The 16,959-nt window shown below is 64.2% G+C and carries 21 protein-coding genes; 4 read left to right on the plus strand and 17 right to left on the minus strand.

The features are described from left to right. Positions 1-103: 103 nt before the first annotated feature. The 3 genes from U1738_RS17155 to panB form a co-directional block, all read right to left on the minus strand. The gene (locus U1738_RS17155; RefSeq protein ID WP_332790263.1) at positions 104-1,426 is read right to left on the minus strand and encodes a PQQ-like beta-propeller repeat protein; all 1,323 of its coding nucleotides are present in this window, start codon (positions 1,424-1,426) and stop codon (positions 104-106) included. Further along, on the minus strand, positions 1,423-2,124 hold the full coding sequence (locus tag U1738_RS17160) for a tetratricopeptide repeat protein (RefSeq protein ID WP_332790264.1): 702 nt from the start codon (positions 2,122-2,124) through the stop codon (positions 1,423-1,425). The genes U1738_RS17155 and U1738_RS17160 overlap by 4 nt, the downstream gene beginning before the upstream one ends. A 73-nt stretch (positions 2,125-2,197) precedes the next feature. Next, complete coding sequence (gene panB / locus U1738_RS17165; RefSeq protein WP_332790265.1) at positions 2,198-3,058, minus strand: 3-methyl-2-oxobutanoate hydroxymethyltransferase; 861 nt, start codon at positions 3,056-3,058, stop codon at positions 2,198-2,200. Between the two features lie 122 nt (positions 3,059-3,180). Between panB and U1738_RS17170 the strand changes: the two genes are divergently transcribed. Together U1738_RS17170 and U1738_RS17175 are read left to right on the plus strand one after the other, a co-directional pair. Beyond that, positions 3,181-3,642, plus strand: coding sequence for a hypothetical protein (locus U1738_RS17170; RefSeq protein WP_332790266.1), 462 nt, complete (start codon positions 3,181-3,183; stop codon positions 3,640-3,642). Between the two features lies 1 nt (position 3,643). Beyond that, entirely contained in the window at positions 3,644-3,859 is a 216-nt protein-coding gene (locus U1738_RS17175; protein ID WP_332790267.1) for a helix-turn-helix transcriptional regulator, read from the plus strand. Positions 3,860-3,864: 5 nt separating this feature from the next. Here the strand turns inward: U1738_RS17175 and U1738_RS17180 are convergent, their stop codons facing one another. The 3 genes from U1738_RS17180 to U1738_RS17190 all read right to left on the minus strand — a co-directional run bounded on the left by U1738_RS17180 (position 3,865) and on the right by U1738_RS17190 (position 5,124). Next, positions 3,865-4,302, minus strand: a complete 438-nt coding sequence (locus U1738_RS17180; protein ID WP_332790268.1) for a hypothetical protein — start codon at positions 4,300-4,302, stop codon at positions 3,865-3,867. A gap of 176 nt (positions 4,303-4,478) precedes the next feature. Further along, complete coding sequence (locus tag U1738_RS17185; protein ID WP_332790269.1) at positions 4,479-4,760, minus strand: DUF427 domain-containing protein; 282 nt, start codon at positions 4,758-4,760, stop codon at positions 4,479-4,481. Positions 4,761-4,770: 10 nt separating this feature from the next. Next, positions 4,771-5,124 (minus strand): ArsC family reductase, encoded by a 354-nt coding sequence (locus tag U1738_RS17190; RefSeq protein WP_332790270.1) that lies wholly within the window; start codon positions 5,122-5,124, stop codon positions 4,771-4,773. A gap of 90 nt (positions 5,125-5,214) precedes the next feature. Here U1738_RS17190 and U1738_RS17195 point away from each other — a divergent pair, with 90 nt between their 5' ends. After that, entirely contained in the window at positions 5,215-5,556 is a 342-nt protein-coding gene (locus tag U1738_RS17195) for a hypothetical protein (protein WP_332790271.1), read from the plus strand. Between the two features lie 28 nt (positions 5,557-5,584). On the opposite strand, the gene U1738_RS17200 is transcribed toward U1738_RS17195, so the two are convergent. From U1738_RS17200 to U1738_RS17240, 9 genes are all read right to left on the minus strand, one after another. Then, a complete protein-coding gene (locus U1738_RS17200) occupies positions 5,585-6,004 on the minus strand; it encodes a GNAT family acetyltransferase (protein ID WP_332790272.1) in 420 nt (139 codons plus the stop codon). Continuing rightward, the gene (bla, locus tag U1738_RS17205; protein ID WP_332790273.1) at positions 6,001-6,834 is read right to left on the minus strand and encodes a subclass B3 metallo-beta-lactamase; all 834 of its coding nucleotides are present in this window, start codon (positions 6,832-6,834) and stop codon (positions 6,001-6,003) included. The genes U1738_RS17200 and bla overlap by 4 nt, the downstream gene beginning before the upstream one ends. Positions 6,835-6,917: 83 nt before the next feature. Further along, the gene (guaA, locus tag U1738_RS17210) at positions 6,918-8,489 is read right to left on the minus strand and encodes a glutamine-hydrolyzing GMP synthase (protein ID WP_332790274.1); all 1,572 of its coding nucleotides are present in this window, start codon (positions 8,487-8,489) and stop codon (positions 6,918-6,920) included. A gap of 65 nt (positions 8,490-8,554) precedes the next feature. Then, entirely contained in the window at positions 8,555-10,693 is a 2,139-nt protein-coding gene (locus U1738_RS17215; RefSeq protein ID WP_332790275.1) for a prolyl oligopeptidase family serine peptidase, read from the minus strand. 95 nt (positions 10,694-10,788) lie between these two features. Further along, positions 10,789-11,211 carry a 50S ribosomal protein L17 gene (gene rplQ / locus U1738_RS17220; RefSeq protein WP_332790276.1) on the minus strand — a complete coding sequence of 141 codons (423 nt, stop codon included), beginning with the start codon at positions 11,209-11,211 and terminating at the stop codon, positions 10,789-10,791. Between the two features lie 281 nt (positions 11,212-11,492). After that, positions 11,493-12,554 (minus strand): DNA-directed RNA polymerase subunit alpha, encoded by a 1,062-nt coding sequence (locus U1738_RS17225; RefSeq protein WP_332790277.1) that lies wholly within the window; start codon positions 12,552-12,554, stop codon positions 11,493-11,495. A 96-nt stretch (positions 12,555-12,650) separates the two neighbouring features. Then, positions 12,651-13,040 carry a 30S ribosomal protein S11 gene (gene rpsK, locus U1738_RS17230; protein ID WP_034161671.1) on the minus strand — a complete coding sequence of 130 codons (390 nt, stop codon included), beginning with the start codon at positions 13,038-13,040 and terminating at the stop codon, positions 12,651-12,653. Between the two features lie 54 nt (positions 13,041-13,094). Further along, positions 13,095-13,463: a 30S ribosomal protein S13 gene (rpsM, locus tag U1738_RS17235; protein WP_332790278.1), complete on the minus strand. Its 369-nt coding sequence runs from the start codon at positions 13,461-13,463 to the stop codon at positions 13,095-13,097. 157 nt (positions 13,464-13,620) lie between these two features. Then, positions 13,621-13,854 (minus strand): hypothetical protein, encoded by a 234-nt coding sequence (locus U1738_RS17240; RefSeq protein WP_332790279.1) that lies wholly within the window; start codon positions 13,852-13,854, stop codon positions 13,621-13,623. A 289-nt stretch (positions 13,855-14,143) separates the two neighbouring features. Between U1738_RS17240 and U1738_RS17245 the strand changes: the two genes are divergently transcribed. Next, positions 14,144-14,563 carry a hypothetical protein gene (locus U1738_RS17245; protein ID WP_332790280.1) on the plus strand — a complete coding sequence of 140 codons (420 nt, stop codon included), beginning with the start codon at positions 14,144-14,146 and terminating at the stop codon, positions 14,561-14,563. Positions 14,564-14,703: 140 nt separating this feature from the next. On the opposite strand, the gene U1738_RS17250 is transcribed toward U1738_RS17245, so the two are convergent. Next, on the minus strand, positions 14,704-16,068 hold the full coding sequence (locus U1738_RS17250) for a HAMP domain-containing sensor histidine kinase (protein WP_443027045.1): 1,365 nt from the start codon (positions 16,066-16,068) through the stop codon (positions 14,704-14,706). A gap of 11 nt (positions 16,069-16,079) precedes the next feature. After that, positions 16,080-16,772: a response regulator transcription factor gene (locus tag U1738_RS17255; RefSeq protein WP_332790282.1), complete on the minus strand. Its 693-nt coding sequence runs from the start codon at positions 16,770-16,772 to the stop codon at positions 16,080-16,082. Positions 16,773-16,959: the final 187 nt, after the last annotated feature.

The raw sequence follows: 16,959 nt of genomic DNA on the forward strand, positions 1-16,959 counted from the left end.
AGGGGTTGGGGTGGGGCTGTGCCCAAAAAGCAGGCGCTGCTCTCTTCGAGATGGAACTGCCCCACCCCAACCCCTCCCCTGAAGGGGAGGGGCTTAAACTCGATCACTTATACGCCGCGATCCGGCCCTTCATGTCCATCACGTACAGCGTGTTGTTCACCACGATCGGCGACAGGTTGAACGGCGCGCCCGATTTGATGACCGTGCCGACTTCCCCCGTGGTCACCGCGACCGAGACGATCTGGCCTTCCGAATTGGTCAGCAGCAGACGCCCGCCAGCCAGCACCGGGCCGAACCACGTGATCGTGCCCGAACGCTTCTTTTCGTTGGTGAAGCCCTTCAACTGGCTGATCCACCGCACCTTGCCGGTCGCGCGCGACAGGCAGACGAGCTTGGCGTCGTCGGTGACGAGGAACAGCCATTCGCCGGCCAGCCATGGCGTGGAGATACCGGCGAAATTCTGCGACCAGACGCGCCGGCCGGTGCCGATATCGATCGACACGGTGCGCCCGCCCTGCCCGACCGCATAGACGCGGCCCTGATCGACCACCGGCGAGGCGTCGATATCGGCCAGCGACGATACCGAGGTTGAGATCGCGGAACGCGACAGTGCGTCCTGCCACAAGGCGCGGCCGTTCTCGTAACGATAGGCGTTGAGTTCGCCCGACGAGAAGCCGGCGATGATCGAGCCGGATCCGGCGGCAGGTGCAGCGACGCCGAACACGCCCTGCGATTCGAGGCTGCCCGACGATTGCCACGCCGTCTTGCCGTCCGTCTGGTTCAGCGCGAACAACTGGTTGTCCTGGCTCAGCACATAGACGTTGCCGTTGGAGATGGTCGGTGCGCCGCGCAGCGGGCCGCCCGGCTTGACGCGCCACACTTCCTTGCCGTCCGCCGCGTTCAGCGCGACCACGTCGCCCAGGCCGTCGGTCGCGAAGACCTTGCCGTCATCGAAACTGACGCCGCCGCCGAAACGCGCATCCTTGTTCTTCTTGCCCGACGTCAGATCGACCGACCACAGGCGCGCACCGGTATCTGCGGAGAAGGAATGCACCGTGGCCGTGACGTCCATCGCATAGAGTTTTCCGTCGGCAACCACCGGGGGTGCTGCAAGGCGCTGACGGTTGCTGCCGCCGTCGACGCTCGCCACCCAGACGCGCGACAGCGACTGGCCGAGCGATAGCTGGCCCATCGACTTGGCCGCGTTGCCACCCGGTTGCGCCCAATCCGTATTGGTTTCCGGCGCGGGTAACAGCACCTCGACCGCGGCGATGGTCTTGTCCGCCTCGACCGGCGCTTCCGACAACAGGATCGGCACACGATCGCCCAGCACCGGGGTCTTCTTGCCCCCGCCCTTGAAGATGCCGCAGGCGCTGAGCGCCATCAGCGCCGCAATCGCGACCGACGCCCTGGTCCGTGTCATCATGGTGCTTTCTTTTCCTCAACGGTATCGACCGCGTCGATCCCCAGTACGCCGGCCATCTGAACCGCGCGTTGACGGATGCTGGCCGGGACGGTCTCTTCCTTGGCGATCTGCGCGAACAACGGCCCGGCCAGATCCTTGCGGTTCATCTGCAGATAGGCGGCGGCGACCAGTTCGCCGGCGCTGCCGAACCACGGATTGCCCTTGACCACCAGCGGCTTCAGCCGGGTGACGACGACATCCGGCTTCAGCGTATCGAATTCGGCCGAGGTCTGGCGGATCAGCGCAAGATCGCGGAACGGCTGGGCCAGCGACGTATCGGCGGCGATCTCGCCGAACTTGGCGGCGGCACCCTTCAGGTCGTTCTTGTTGAGCAGCACATTGCCTTGGCTGAACTTCGCGCTGGCGCGGATCCCGCCGACGTCTGAGCCGGCGAGCTTTTCCAGCGGCACGGCGGCGGCATCGGTCTTCTGCGCGGTCAGATCGTCGATCGCGGCGCTGAGCTGTTCGCCCTGCACGCCGGCCGCCTCGGTCTGGCGATGATGCCAGTACAGCACGCCCCCGAACACCGCGAGGCCGAGGCCGATCGCGCCCAGCAGCCAACGGCCATAACGGGTCCAGAAACTGGTCAGCTGATCGCGGCGGAGTTCTTCATCGACCTCGCGCAGGAAAGCTTCGTCGGTAGGCGGCGTGACGGCCAAGGCAGGCTCCAGATCGGGTCGGGGAATGGGAAGCCGCGGACCTTAGCGACGCACGGCTGGAAGGGAAAGGGGATCAATCCTTCGGCTGATAGGTCTGCTCCGGCCCCGGGAAGGTGCGGGAGCGTACGTCCGAAGCATAGGTCTCGACCGCGGCGGAAATGCGGCCGGCCATATCGTCGAACTTCTTCACGAACCGCGCGGTCCGTTCGAACAGGCCGAGCATATCTTCTGTGACGAGCACCTGCCCGTCGCAGTCCGCCGACGCGCCGATGCCGATCACCGGGCACGACACTTCCGCCGTCACCGCCCGGGCGAGCGGTTCGACCACGCCCTCCAGCACCATCGCGAACGCCCCCGCATCCGCGATCGCCCGGGCATCGGCGATGATCTTGGCATGCTCCGAATTGCTGCGACCACGTGCCCCATACCCACCAAGCACGTTAACCGCCTGCGGCGTGAGGCCGATATGCCCCATGACCGGGATGCCGCGCGCCAACAGGAAGGCGATCGTCGGGGCCATCGCCTCCCCGCCCTCCATCTTCACCGCCGCCGCGCCGGTTTCGGCCATGACGCGCGCCGCCGAATGGAACGCCTGTTCGGGGCTGGCCTCGTAACTGCCGAACGGCATGTCGATCACGACCACCGAATGGTAGCTGCCGCGCACCACCGCCGCGCCATGCGCGCACATCATGTCGAGCGTGACGGGCAGCGTGGACGGCAGGCCGTAGATCACCTGCCCCAGACTGTCGCCGACCAGCAGGATGTCGCAATGCGGATCGAGCAACTGCGCCATGCGCACGGTGTAGGCGGTGAGCATCACCAGCGGCTCCTTACCCTTGCGGGCGAGGATCGCAGGCACGGTGAGGCGCTTCATGGGAGCGGGCGTGGGGTTCGCGCGGCTGGTGGAGGTGTCGATCGTGAAGGTCGTGGACATGCGCGGGGCTTACCGGGTTTGCGTCGAAGTTGCCAATGGTGGCGCACTATGCGGTCCACGGGATTGACGTGATGTTAAATTTATATAACATGGAGTTTATCGAATTTAACAGGAAAGCGGCGATGACGTTCAGGGAAAAGATGCTGTGGGTATCGATGATCGCGACTGCGGCGATCTGGGGATCGTATCTGTTCGACGTCGGGTCGCTGCTCGCGCGCGGCACCGTGAGCGCCGCGCAGGCTTATGGCGGGTTCACGAAATCGGTGATCCTGCTGGTCGTGGTGCAGGTCGCGGCGACGATCGTGCTGGCGATCATGGCACCGAACGACGCCAACGCGCCGGCGGACATGCGCGACAGGGAATTCGCTGCCAGCGCCGCGCTGCCGGCGTATAACCTGCTGAGCCTGGCGATCGTGGTCGCGATGCTCGCGATCCCGCTGCTCGTGCAGGCCGCCCCGCGCTACATCACCGGCGATCCGGCAACGGTGGTGGCGATCGTGCTGGGCAATGCGATGCTGCTGGCGTTGGTGATCGCGCACGTCCTGTATTGCGCCGCGCAGATCCACCGCTACCGGCACGGCTGACATGGCCAAACCGCACATAGCCAACCAGATCCGCATGCTCCGTTTCATGGCCGGCGAGATGACGCAGGCCGAGCTGGGCGAACGGATCGAGGTTACGCGTCAGACGATCGCGGCGATCGAACAGGGCAAATATTCCCCCACGCTGGAGGCCGCATTCCGCATCGCACAGGTGTTCGGCAAGCCGCTGGACGAAGTGTTCCAGTGGGTGGAGGAATAGGCCGGTCAGGATATCCAGTCGCGCTGCCGCGCATGACCGGCGAACCAGATCTGGAAGGCGGCGATGACGACGATCACGATCGGGAAACCCGCTGCGGCGGTGAAGCCCTTGACCGCGATCATATCGGTCTTGGCCAAGATATAGCCGAACATCACGACCACGGTGACGAGCGAGACCCAGAACAAGGGACGCGCCGTGCCCGATCGCAACAGCAAGGCGATCGCGCCGAACAGTCCGCTCCAGACACTCGCGCCATACAACCACATGAACCAGGACGGGCGGCTGGCGAGCAGTTTCTGGTCGTAGGCGGACATCTTCGCCAGCTGGGCCGGGGTGGTCATGAGGTCCATGTAGAAGGCCGCGACGCCCATCATGCCCCAGAGCAGGATCAGTACGCCCAAGATCCAGAACCAGAACGGTGCCTTGTTGCGAAATGACGCCATGACGGTCTCTCCCCTTTATGGGGCGGAGGATGCTCCGGATATTATTGTTGCGCAACTTTGGCTGTATCTGACCAACGAGACCCGTCCTCCTCGCGAAGGCGAGGATCCCGCTTCTTCTTCTGACTGCGGGGCAAGGCAGCGGGATCCCGGATCAAGTCCGGGATGACGGATCGACGCTAAACGACCTTCACGTCCTTCCAGAAGGCGAAGCGGCCCTTGATTTCGGCGGCGGCGGATTTGGGGTCGGGGTAATACCACGCCGCATCCGGGTTGCGCTGCCCGTCGACTACCACCGTCTTGTAGCTGGCATCGCCTTTCCACGGGCAATGGCTGTGCGTCCCGCTGTCCTCGAACAGATCGGTGTGGATGCTGTCGGCAGGGAAATAGTGATTGCCCTCGACGACGACCGTGTCGTCCGATTGCGCGAGGATCGCGCCGTTCCAGGTGGCAGTCGGCATGAAGAAATCCTTATGAGGCTATCCCGGCCTCAAGATAGGTATCCGGCTTGAACCCCGCCAGCAGCACGTCGCCATTCACGAGCATCGGGCGCTTGATCATCGACGGTTGCGCCAGCATCAGCGCGATGGCCTTGTCTTCGGTGATATCGGCGCGATCGGCCTCGGGCAGTTTGCGGAACGTCGTGCCAGCGCGGTTCAATACCGTCTCCCAACCGAGTTTCGCGGTCCAGCCGCGCAGCGTTGCCGCGTCGATCCCGGCCTTCTTGTAATCGTGGAACGTGTAGGCGACGCCGTGCGCATCGAGCCACACCCGCGCCTTCTTCACCGTGTCGCAATTGGGGATGCCGTAGAGAATGATTGCCACCTGACTTCCTTCATTTGATGGGCTTCGGTCCGCAGCGATGTCTCCTTCGAACCGATTGCGAATTTGCGAGTTTGATGCGACCTTTTGCAGATGCTCATCGCCATCGCCATAACCGCCGCTACGATCGCGTCCGAGGCTAAACACCCGGCTATGCCATTCGATTTCTCACAGAGCTACGCCGTTTGGGCCGGATCAAACCAAGGGCGTTGTTATTATTCGATCACCGATGTTCTTGAGAACGCAAAACAACTGACGCAGACACTTCGGGAAAACTATGATCTAAATGGGAGCATTGAAATTCTGACCAGCGATGGCACGCCCACACGATGTGCAATCAAAGGTGTTCGCGCCGCGCGAAAAGCAGGATTTCGCCATGTTCGAAGTAGAGTCGGCACCGAAGGGGACCGCTCGTCGGCCCTCCGCCTTCCGTGACGATCTTCTCAACTAATTACCCTTTCTTCTAAAGAAAACGGCCGAGCGTGACGACTCCTTGCTGCTCCAGCCCGAGCGCCGCGTAGAAATCGAGCGCGGCCGAATTATCGTCGCGCACCATCAACTGGATCTTCGGCGCGCCCTGCCCGCGCAGCCAATCCTCGGCCGCCGCCATCAATGCGCGGCCCAATCCGCCGCGGCGCGCATCGGGGTGGACGGCGAGATAATAGACCCAGCCGCGATGCCCGTCGAAACCGACCATCACGCTGGCGACGATCGCCCCAATCCTGTCATCGCCGTCGCGCACGATCAGGACGGTCGAGGTGGAGCCCTTCATGGCCAGCGCGAAATCGGCGGCGGGGTCGTTCCACGGCCGCGTCAGGCCGCATGCCTGCCACAAGGCGATCACCTGCGCACCGTCCGCCGCCTGCGCGGGTTCGGGCGTCACGGTTGCTTTTGCTGCTTGGCCAGTTCGACTGCGAACGCCGCGCGCGCATCCTGCACCATCTTCGGCAGCACATTGCGATCGATCAGATTGCCCCTGGCGACGCGGCCCATCAGATCGACCGTTTCGGGATGGAACGGCAGGACGATATCGGCCCGCAACGCGCCGATCCGGTCGAAGCTCCTGCGGAAATCGCCGACGATGCCGGGATAGGCGCGGTTGCCGACCAGCCGGTTGCCGGCAACGGTGAGGCTGCACGCGAACAGCACGTCGAGCGGCTTGCCGCGCTGGACGATCCGCATCTGATAGCTCGTGCAACCCGGCGTATGACCCGGCGTCGCCACGGCGGTGAGCGTGACGCCGCCAAGCGCGATGCGCTCGCCGTTCCGCACCGCCCGGTCCACATGCGCGGCGGGGAAGCGGATGACGCCGTAATTGGTCTCGCCGGGTGGAATGCCGCTGTCGAGCGCGGCGCGATCGCCCGCTCCGGCGACCAGTTTCGCACCGCTCATCCGTTTCAGCGCGGCGACCGCGCCGACATGATCGAAATGCGCGTGGCTGACGAGGATCAGCTTCACGTCGGGCATCTTCACGCCCCGAGCCGCGATGTTGCGCGCGACCGCATCCGCATTCTGCTCCATCGTCCCGTCGATCAGGATCGCGCCGGCGGGCGTGTGGATCAAATATGCGGCAAGCCCCTCGGTGCCGACATAATCGATCGCGCCGATCACCGGGAACGCCGCGATCGGGCGCGTCCAGGCGGGGGGATCCAGGCTGGCGGAGGCCGGGCCGGCGATAGCGACGGCAATCAGGGCAAATGCATGACGGATCATAACTCAGCTCCCTTGGCTGCGGCGGCTTTGCAGCCGCCGAATGACGAAGCCGCGATCATCACCCGGATGATCGGGAGTCTTCGTCATTCCCACTCGATCGTGCCCGGCGGCTTCGACGTGTAATCGTAGGTGACGCGGTTGATGCCCTTCACCTCGTTGACGATCCGCGTCGCGACGCGCGGCAGGAAGTCGCCGGGGAATTGGAACGCCTGTGCGGTCATGCCGTCGGTCGAGGTGACGGCACGCAGCGCGAGGACGAAATCGTAGGTCCGCCCGTCGCCCATCACGCCGACGGTGCGCACAGGCAGCAGCACCGCGAACGCCTGCCAGATCGTATCGTACAGGCCGGCGTTGCGGATTTCCTCGAGGTAGATCGCATCGGCCTTGCGCAGGATGTCGCAGCGTTCCCTGGTCACTTCGCCGGGGATGCGGATCGCGAGGCCCGGGCCGGGAAACGGGTGCCGCCCGACGAACGCCTCGGTCAGGCCGAGTTCGCGGCCCAGCACGCGCACCTCGTCCTTGAACAATTCGCGCAACGGCTCGACCAATTGCATGTTCATGCGCTCGGGCAGGCCGCCGACATTGTGATGGCTCTTGATCGTCACGCTCGGCCCGCCGGTGAAACTGACGCTCTCGATCACGTCGGGATAGAGCGTGCCCTGCGCCAGGAAGTCCGCGCCGCCGATCTTCTTCGCTTCCTGCTCGAACACTTCGATGAAGGTCGCGCCGATGAACTTGCGCTTGGCCTCTGGATCGGTGACGCCGGCGAGGCCGTTCATGAACAGATCCTGCGCATCCACATGGACGAGCGGGATGTTGTAATGGTTGCGGAACAGGCTGACGACCTGCTCGCTCTCGCCGGCGCGCATCAGGCCGTGATCGACATAGACGCAGGTAAGTTGCTCGCCGATCGCCTCGTGAATCAGCACCGCGGCGACGGAGGAATCGACGCCGCCGGACAGGCCGCAGATCACGCGACCCTTGCCGACCTGCTTGCGGATCTCCTCGATCTTGGCAGCGCGGAAGCCGGCCATCGTCCAGTCGCCTTCGAGGCCGCAGACGTGGCGGACGAAGTTGCAGATGAGCTTTGCCCCGTCGGGCGTGTGGACCACCTCGGGGTGGAACTGCATCGCGTAATAATGCCGGTCGTCATCGGCGATCACCGCGAACGGCGCGCCGGGGCTGGCCGCGACGGGGCGGAAGCCGGGGGCGAGCGCGGTCACCTTGTCGCCGTGGCTCATCCACACCTGATGGGTCTCGCCCGGCTGCCACAGGCCGTCGAACAGGTCGCAGCGGTCGCCGACTTCGATCACCGCATGACCGAATTCGCCGCTGTCACCGAGCGTCACCGTGCCACCGAGCTGATGCATCAGCACTTGCTGGCCGTAGCAGATGCCGAGTACCGGCAAACCGCTGTCGAGGATGACCTGCGGCACGCGCGGCGAGTTTTCGTCGAGGACCGAGGCCGGGCTGCCGGAGAGGATCACGCCCTTGGGTTGCATCCGTGCGAACGCCTCGGCGGCGTTCTGGAACGGGGCGATCTCGCTATAGACCCCCGCCTCGCGGACGCGCCGGGCGATGAGCTGGGTCACCTGGCTGCCGAAATCTACGATCAGGATAGAATTGGGCAGGATGGAGTCGCTGGGCTGGGTCATGCGGCCAGATAGCGGGGGTGGGCGGCAGATGCCAGCCCACCCCCCTCACCTCATTTCAACTCGCCTCACTTGACCGGCTTGACCGTCAGACCGGTCCACTTGGCCGCGAAGGCCCAATTGTCGGCGGCTTCTTCGATCACCTTGTCGGTCGGCTTACCGCTGCCGTGCCCGGCGCGCGTCTCGATGCGGGCGAGGTGCGGCTTGTCGCCGATGTCCGCCGCTTGAAGGGCCGCGGTGTATTTGAAGCTGTGACCCGGCACGACTCGATCGTCGGTATCGGCGGTGGCGACGAGGATCGCGGGGTAAGCCCGGCCGCCCTTCACGTTGTGATACGGCGAGTATTTGTAAAGCGTGCGGAAGTCGGCCTCCTTCGAGGGATAGCCGTAATCGTCGACCCAATAGCGCCCCGCCGTAAAGCGATCGAAGCGCAGCATGTCCATCACGCCGACCGCCGGGAGCGCGGCGGCGAACAGGTCCGGGCGCTGATTGGTCACCGCGCCGACCAGCAGGCCGCCATTCGATCCGCCCTGAATGGCGAGGCCGTCCTTGGTCGTGATGCCCTGCGCCTTCAGATATTCGCCGGCCGCGATGAAATCGTCGAACACGTTCTGTTTGTTGGCGAGGCGTCCGCCGTCATGCCACGTCTTGCCATATTCGCCGCCGCCGCGAATGTTGGCGACCGCGAGCACTCCACCCTGCTCCATCCACGCGATCCGCGTCGCCGAAAAGGCGGGCGTGGTCGAGATGTTGAAGCCGCCATAGGCGTAGAGCAAGGTCGGGGCGGGGCCTTTGGTGGCCTTTTTGCGGACGACGAACATCGGCACTTTGGTGCCGTCCTTCGAGGGGTAGAAGACCTGCGAGACGTCATAGGCTTCGGGGTCGAACGCGACCTTGGGCCTGGCGAATTGCTCGACGCGGTTGGTCTTCGCGTCGTAGCGCAGGATCCAGGCGGGGTAGTTGAAGCTGCTGAACGAGAAGAAGGTCTCTGCATCGTCGCCGTCGCCGTTGAAGCCGGACGTGCTGCCGATCGCCGGCAGCGGCACCTTGCCCTCGGCCTTGCCGTCGAGCGAATAGCGCCGCACTTCGCTCTTCACGTCGACCAGATAGGTCGCGATCAGCTTGCCGCCGATCAGGCTCGCGCTTTCGAGGACTGCCTTGTCCTCCGGCACGACATCCACGATCGGCGGGGTGGCGGAGCGGGCGTAGAGGTTCATCGCGACGATCTTCAGGCGTGGCGCGCCCTGATCGGTCATCCAGTAGAAATTGCCGCCGACATTGCCCGCCAGCGTCCATTCGTTTTCCAGCCCCTTCACGATCGTGCGGGGGGTGGGGCTCGGCGCGGTGAGGTCGATGACGGTGATCTGGTAGCGATTGTCGGTGCCTTGCGTGGTGGTGATCACCAACCACTTGCCGTCGTCCGTCACCTGCACCTGATGGCCGTATTTGGGGTTTTCCGGCGTCGCGTAGATCAGCGCGTCGGCGCTTTGCGCGGTGCCGAGCTTGTGGAAATAGACCTGCTGGTTCTCGTTCAGCGCCTGGAACTTGGCACCGGCGGCGGGGGCGGCGAAGCGCGAATAATAGAAGCCCAAGCCGTCCCTCGCCCAGGCGAGATTGGAGAATTTCACCCATTCGATCGTGTCGTCGGCGACTTTGCCGGTGGCGACGTCCAGCACCTTGACGGTGCGCCAGTCGGTGCCGCCGTCCTGGATCGCGTAGGCAAGCTTGGTGCCGTCGTTACTCGGTGCCCATTCGGCGAGCGCGGTGGCTCCGTCCTTGGCCCACAGGTTCGGATCGATCAGCACGCGGCCTTCGCCCTTCAGCGTATCGCGGACGTAGAGCGCCGCCTGATTCTGCAGGCCCGAATTGCGGCTGTAGAAATAGTGTCCGCCCTTCTTCACCGGGACACCGAAGCGTTCGTAATCGAGCAGCTGCTTCATCCGTGCCTTGAAGATGTCGCGGCCCGGCAGGGTGGCGAGATAGGCGTTGGTGACGGCGTTTTCCGACGCCACCCAGGCGGCGACCTCCTTGTCGGTGCGCACGTCGTTTTCCAGCCAGCGATAGGGATCGGCGACCTTCACGCCGAATTGCTCGTCGATCTGATCGACCTTGCGGGTTTCGGGGTATTGCATCGGGGCGGCCTTGGTCTGGGCATATGCCGGTGAAGAGACGGCGATCAGGGCGATCAGCGGAAGTACGCGGCGCATCTACAACTCCAGACATGCAAAAGGAGCCGCACTCATATCGAGTACGGCTCCTTTTGGAAGAGCTGGGTCCTCCCCGTGCCGGGGAGGATCAGGCGTTACGCCGCTTCGTTGTACTCGTCGTCCGAATAGACCGGACCCGAATCCTGGCCCTTGGCATCGACGTCGCGGTCGACGAATTCGATCACGGCCATCGGCGAGGCGTCCGACAGGCGGATGCCGGCCTTGATGATGCGGGTGTAGCCGCCGTTGCGGCCGGCATAACGATCGGCCAGAACGTCGAACAGCTTCACCAGCTGCGCATCGTCGAGCAGGCGAGCATGCGCCAGGCGACGGTTGGACAGGCCACCCTTCTTCGCCAGCGTGATCAGCTTTTCGACGTACGGACGCAGTTCCTTCGCCTTGGCGACGGTGGTGGTGATCTGTTCGTGCTTGATGAGCGCTGCCGACATGTTGCGGAACAGGGCGGTACGATGGGCCGAGGTACGCTGAAGCTTACGGCCGCCTACGCGATGACGCATTTTTTATATCCTTCTTCGTTCGTTAAGGGGCCGTTTTACGGTACCCCAGACCAGGCGGTGCGAAACGGGCCACCGCCCAAAACTCTTGGAAGTTCACACAAGGTCACACGGTATGGACCTGCGTTTCCTTCGAAGTTCACACAAGGTCACACGGTATTGGGTGTGTGACCTTCTCTGTTGCAGGCCCGACGTGGCGAAGCCACGTCGTCGGACGGCACCTTCGGGCCGCCGGCCGGGTTGATTTTCGTTTCCGGCGCAGCTTTCGCTGCGCCGGTGCGAAATCAACCCATAATTTCCTGCTCGAGCTTCTTGGCCATCTCTTCGATATTCTCGGGCGGCCAGCCGGGGATTTCCATCCCGAGGCGCAGGCCCATGCTCGAAAGCACTTCCTTGATCTCGTTGAGCGACTTGCGGCCGAAGTTCGGGGTACGCAGCATCTCGGCTTCGGTCTTCTGGACCAGATCGCCGATATAGATGATGTTGTCGTTCTTCAGGCAGTTGGCCGAACGGACCGACAGTTCCAGCTCATCGACCTTCTTGAGCAGGTAACGGTTGATCTGCTGCGTATCGCCCGCAACCTCGCCGGCGGCAGCCGGAGCGGCATGGCCGATCGGTGCCGAACGCGCGACGCTCGAATCGTCGAAGTGGACGAACAGAGCGAGCTGGTCCTGCAGGATGCGACCGGCATAGCCGACCGCGTCTTCCGGGGTGATCGTGCCGTCGGTTTCGATCGTCAGCGTCAGCTTGTCGTAATCGAGTTCCTGCCCGACGCGAGTGTTCTCAACCTTGTAGCTGACCTGCTTGACCGGCGAATACAGAGCGTCGACCGGGATCAGACCGATCGGCGCATCGGCCGGGCGGTTGGCGACGGCCGCGACATAGCCCTTACCGACATCGGCGGTGAGTTCCATGTTGAGGGTGGCGCCCTCGTCCAGGTGGCAGATCACCAGAGCGGCGTTCATCACCTCGATATCGCCCGACACGGCGATATCGCCGGCGGTGACGGTCGCGGGACCGGTGGCCGAAAGCTGGAGACGCTTCGGGCCTTCGCCCTGCATGCGCAGCGCGATCTGCTTCACGTTCAGGACGATGTCGGTGACGTCTTCACGAACGCCGGCGAGCGACGAGAATTCGTGCAGCACGTTCTCGATCTTGATCGAGGTCACCGCAGCACCCTGCAGCGACGAGAGCAGCACGCGACGCAGCGCGTTGCCGAGCGTCAGGCCGAAGCCACGCTCCAGCGGCTCGGCGATGAAGGTCGCCTTGCGCTTGCCGTCACCGGACTTTTTCTCGAGACCGTTGGGCTTCTTGAGTTCCTGCCAATTCTTTGCATTGACGGACATGGGCTTCCCCTTGGTTTTGGACCGGTGCGGGCGGGCACCGGCCATGAGAGAGTCGGCTCGCGCGGCGTGATCAACCGCGCGCGAGCCGAAGCGAGATCAGACGCGACGACGCTTGGACGGGCGGACGCCGTTGTGCGGGATCGAGGTCACGTCGCGGATCGAGGTGATCTGGAAACCGACCGCCTGCAGCGCGCGGAGCGCCGATTCACGACCCGAACCCGGGCCCTTCACTTCGACTTCCAGCGTGCGGACGCCGTGTTCGGCGGCCTTCTTGCCGGCGTCTTCGGCGGCGACCTGGGCCGCATACGGGGTCGACTTGCGCGAGCCCTTGAAGCCCATCATGCCGGCCGAGGACCACGAGATCGCGTTGCCCTGGGCATCGGTGATCGTGATCATGGTGTTGTTGAAGCTAGCGTTCACATGGGCGACGCCCGAAGTGATGTTCTTGCGCTCACGCCGCTTAATGCGTTGCGGTTCACGTGCCATTTTGAATTCCTAATCCTGATATAGGAGCGAGCCGCAGTCACCTGCGGCTCAAGCTCACTTCTTCTTACCGGCGATCGGCTTTGCCTTGCCCTTGCGGGTACGAGCGTTCGTGTGCGTGCGCTGACCCCGGACCGGCAGGCCCTTACGGTGACGCAGACCACGATAGCAGGCGAGATCCATCAGACGCTTGATGTTCATCGACACCTGACGACGAAGATCACCCTCTACGGTGTAATCGGCGTCGATCGTCTCGCGGATCTGCAGCACTTCCTGATCGGTCAGGTCCTGCACGCGACGCTCTGCTGCAATGCCCAGCTTTGCGGTGATGGCCTTGGCATGGGTGTTACCGATGCCGTGGATGTAGGTGAGCGCGATGACGACGCGCTTGTTGGTCGGGATATTGACCCCGGCGATACGAGCCATGAATTAAATTCTCCTGCTCCACGGGGCGGCATGGCAGCAGCCCCATCTCATAGCGTTGATGCACATTCCTCGACGCACAGAAGCGGCGAACGCAGACAAGCGCCGCCGGGACCGGTGTTTCGGAATGATCGCCAGATAAGGTGCCCCCACGCACGAGTCAAGCGACGGGTTCCCGCCCCTTACGCAATTTTAGCCATTTGTTGAATGCGACCGCCGTCCAGGCGAGCTCGACCAGTCCGAACGGCCACGCGCCCTGCAGGAAGCCATAGGCCGATCCCATCAGGCACCCGGCGGCGAAGGCCAGCGTCCACCAATGGCTGCCGGCCTCCTTCATGTAGCAAACCAGCATGAAAGTGACGGCGAACAGGCCGAAAAGCGTCAGGGCGTCCATGGCGGCACCCCTGCCCGGTTCGGGCCGTTGCGCCAAGGGCGGATGTTGGGATTTGGGTGTCGACGCTTCCCCCTCGCCGCCCCGGACTCGATCCGGGGTCCCGCTTTCCTCGCACGCGCGCGCCTTCGGCGAAGAAGCGGGATCCCGGATCAAGTCCGGGATGACGGGGGTTAGGGCACAAAAATACCCCCAAAATACAAAGGGATTCACGACAAAATCATCCGATCCGGTTCGCTTACCTTCGGTTAACTCCGACAGGGAAAAACGGGCTTCAGGAAAGGGATGCCCGATGCACACCATTGAAAACAATCTGAAACTCGGCTTCATCGAGGTGACCGTCGAGGGCCTGTGGAGCGAAGACCATTTCGACCAGTTCGTTGCCGATCTGCGCGCCGCGATCCTGACATTCCCGGATACGGGCAGGCCGACAATGACCCTCTACAATTACACCCGCGCGCAGATCCAGACGCAGTCGGTGATCGGGCGCATGCAGGCGCTGGCCAATCATCCCGCGATGGTCGATCGCAAGGTGGCGCTGTACACTGAAGGATGCCTCGCGCGGCAACAGGCCAAACGCGTGGCGGGCAGCCGTGAGAACATGCGCGTGTTCGACAGCCGCGAGGACGCGATCGCGTTCCTGCTCGACGATGGCGCGGGCATGATGCCAGTGCCGACCGATGTTTCATATCGGCAACACGCTTCGCGTTAGCCGCCGATACCGTTCGTCCTGAGTAGCGGCTGAGCTTGTCGAAGACGCGTATCGAAGGACACCAAAGATGCTTCGATACGAGCCTTCGATACGCCTTCGGCTACTCAGTCTCTACTCAGCACGAACGGGTCATAATAGCCTCAGCTAGGCAGCACGATCGCGGCGATCAGCCCCGGCGCGTTGTCGCCCAGTTCCAGTCGCCCGCCGTGCAGCCGCGCGACCGCGGCGACGAGCGACAGGCCGAGCCCGGCGCCGGGAATGGTCCGCGCGCTGTCGAGCCGGCCGAAACGGCTGAGTGCCTGTTCGCGATCGCGCTCCGCGATGCCGGGGCCGCGATCCTCCACTTGCAGGCGGATGCCGCCCGCTCCGCCCTTCAATCGCAGCGTGATCTGCCCGCCCCCGTTCACGCCTTTGGGCCCGGCATGGCGCAGCGCATTGTCGATCAGATTGGTGATCGCCTGAGTCATCAATTCGCGGTGCATGACGATGTGCGGCGGATGCGACTCGATCAGCGCCGTGAAGATGATGCCGGCATCATCGGCGACGGGTTCGTAGAGTTCCGCGATCTCCTCGACCAGCGCCGCAGGATCTATATCGGTGAAGCGGTCGCGCGAGACGGATTGCGAGCGCGTGATCTCCAGCAGCGTGGAAAGCATGCGCATCACGAGATCGGTCTCGACCAGCAGACCGGACAGGGCTGCGTCGCGCTGCACCGGATCGGTGACGAGGATCGCCGTTTCGGTTTTGGCGCGCAGCCGGGCGATTGGGGAACGCAGATCGTGCGCGAGGCTGTCGGTGACGATGCGAAGTTCGCCCATCAGCCGTTCGACCTTGTCGAGCATCGCATCGAGCCGGATCGACAGCCGGTCGAACGCATCGCCACCGCCCGCGACCGACCCGACGCGGCGGCTGAGATCCCCCTGCCCCACGCCCTCGATCACCGCCGCGATGTTGTTCAGGCGGCGCCCGACATAGCGCGCGACGACCAGACCGCCGACCACGCCGAGCATCAGCGAGAGGATGGTGGCGAGCAGCAAGGCGCGTTCGATGCCGCGCTGCTCCTGTTGCCAATCGTCCATCAGATGGCCGCTGACCAGGCGGTACGTGCCGACCCGCCGCACGATGTACCCCGCCTCGCGCCCGGTCCACGGCTCCGCAGTGCCGAGCGACCCGACGTGGAACGAGCCGGGTGCCGTAGCGGAGAGCGGGAGTTGGTCGGGGCCGATGCCGTTCACCTTGCGCCCGGCCCCGTCCACGATCAGCGCGACGAGTGACGAATCGTGAGAACGGCTGGCGTCGTGGATCGCCTGCACCAGAGCGGTCAGTCCGCCGGAACGATAGACCGAGACGAAAGCATCGGACTGCTCGGTGGTGTCGCGCCGCACGGCATCGACCGCGTCGCTATGGATCTGCTGCCACAGGAACGTCGCCAGCACGAGATTCGTGACGATCGCCAGCGCGATCGCAAGCAGCGCGATGCGCGCCGTGACGGACAGGCGCAGCAGCCGGGACGGTATCAGGCGTCGAGCGATAGCCGATACCCCGCGCCGCGCACCGTGTGCAGGATCGGCTGGGTGAAGCCGTCCTCCAGCTTGCGGCGCAACCGGCCGATATGCACGTCCACCACGTTCGATCCCGGATCGAAGTGATAGTTCCAGATCTTCTCCAGCATCATCGTGCGCGTGACGACCTGCCCGGCATGGCGCGCGAGATATTCGAGCAGGTTGAATTCGCGCGCGCCGAGCGGGATCGCCCGGCCCTGCCGCACGACGGTGCGCGCGAGCAGATCGATCTCGAGATCGCCGACGCCGAGCCGCGTGGTCTGCGCCGCCGCCTGCGGACGTTCGAACCGGCGCAACAACGCTTCCACGCGAGCGGAGAGTTCGGCGAAGGAGAAGGGCTTGGTGAGATAATCGTCGGCGCCAGCGTGCAGCCCGTCGACCCGGTCGTCCACGGTGGCGAGGGCGGACAGCACCAGGGTCGGCGTCGCCACGCCCGCCGCGCGGACCGCGTTGATCATCGACAGGCCATCGAGGCCCGGCAGCATGCGATCGGCGATGATCAGGTCGAAGATGCCCTCGCTCGCCAGGAACAGCCCGTCGCGCCCGTCACCGCACGTCTCGACCGCGAAGCCCGCCTCGGTCAGGCCCTTGGCGAGATAGGTGGCGGTGGCGGTATCGTCTTCGACGATCAGGATCTTGCGCGTCATAAGTGGCTTATCCGGCTATACCCCGCTGTGTAGGATATGAAGAGGCCGGCGGAAAGCTTTCACTTTCCACCGGCCTCCGGCGCGCCCAGGGGTCGCGTTAGCGCCGAAGTCGCTATGCCTGTACCACCCGAACGATGCGCATCCGGGCGATAGGGGTTGGCTTCGCTGCCTCTTCCCCGCCTTTATG

The organism is Parasphingomonas caseinilytica, from assembly GCF_036663755.1.
GTDB lineage: Bacteria > Pseudomonadota > Alphaproteobacteria > Sphingomonadales > Sphingomonadaceae > Sphingomonas.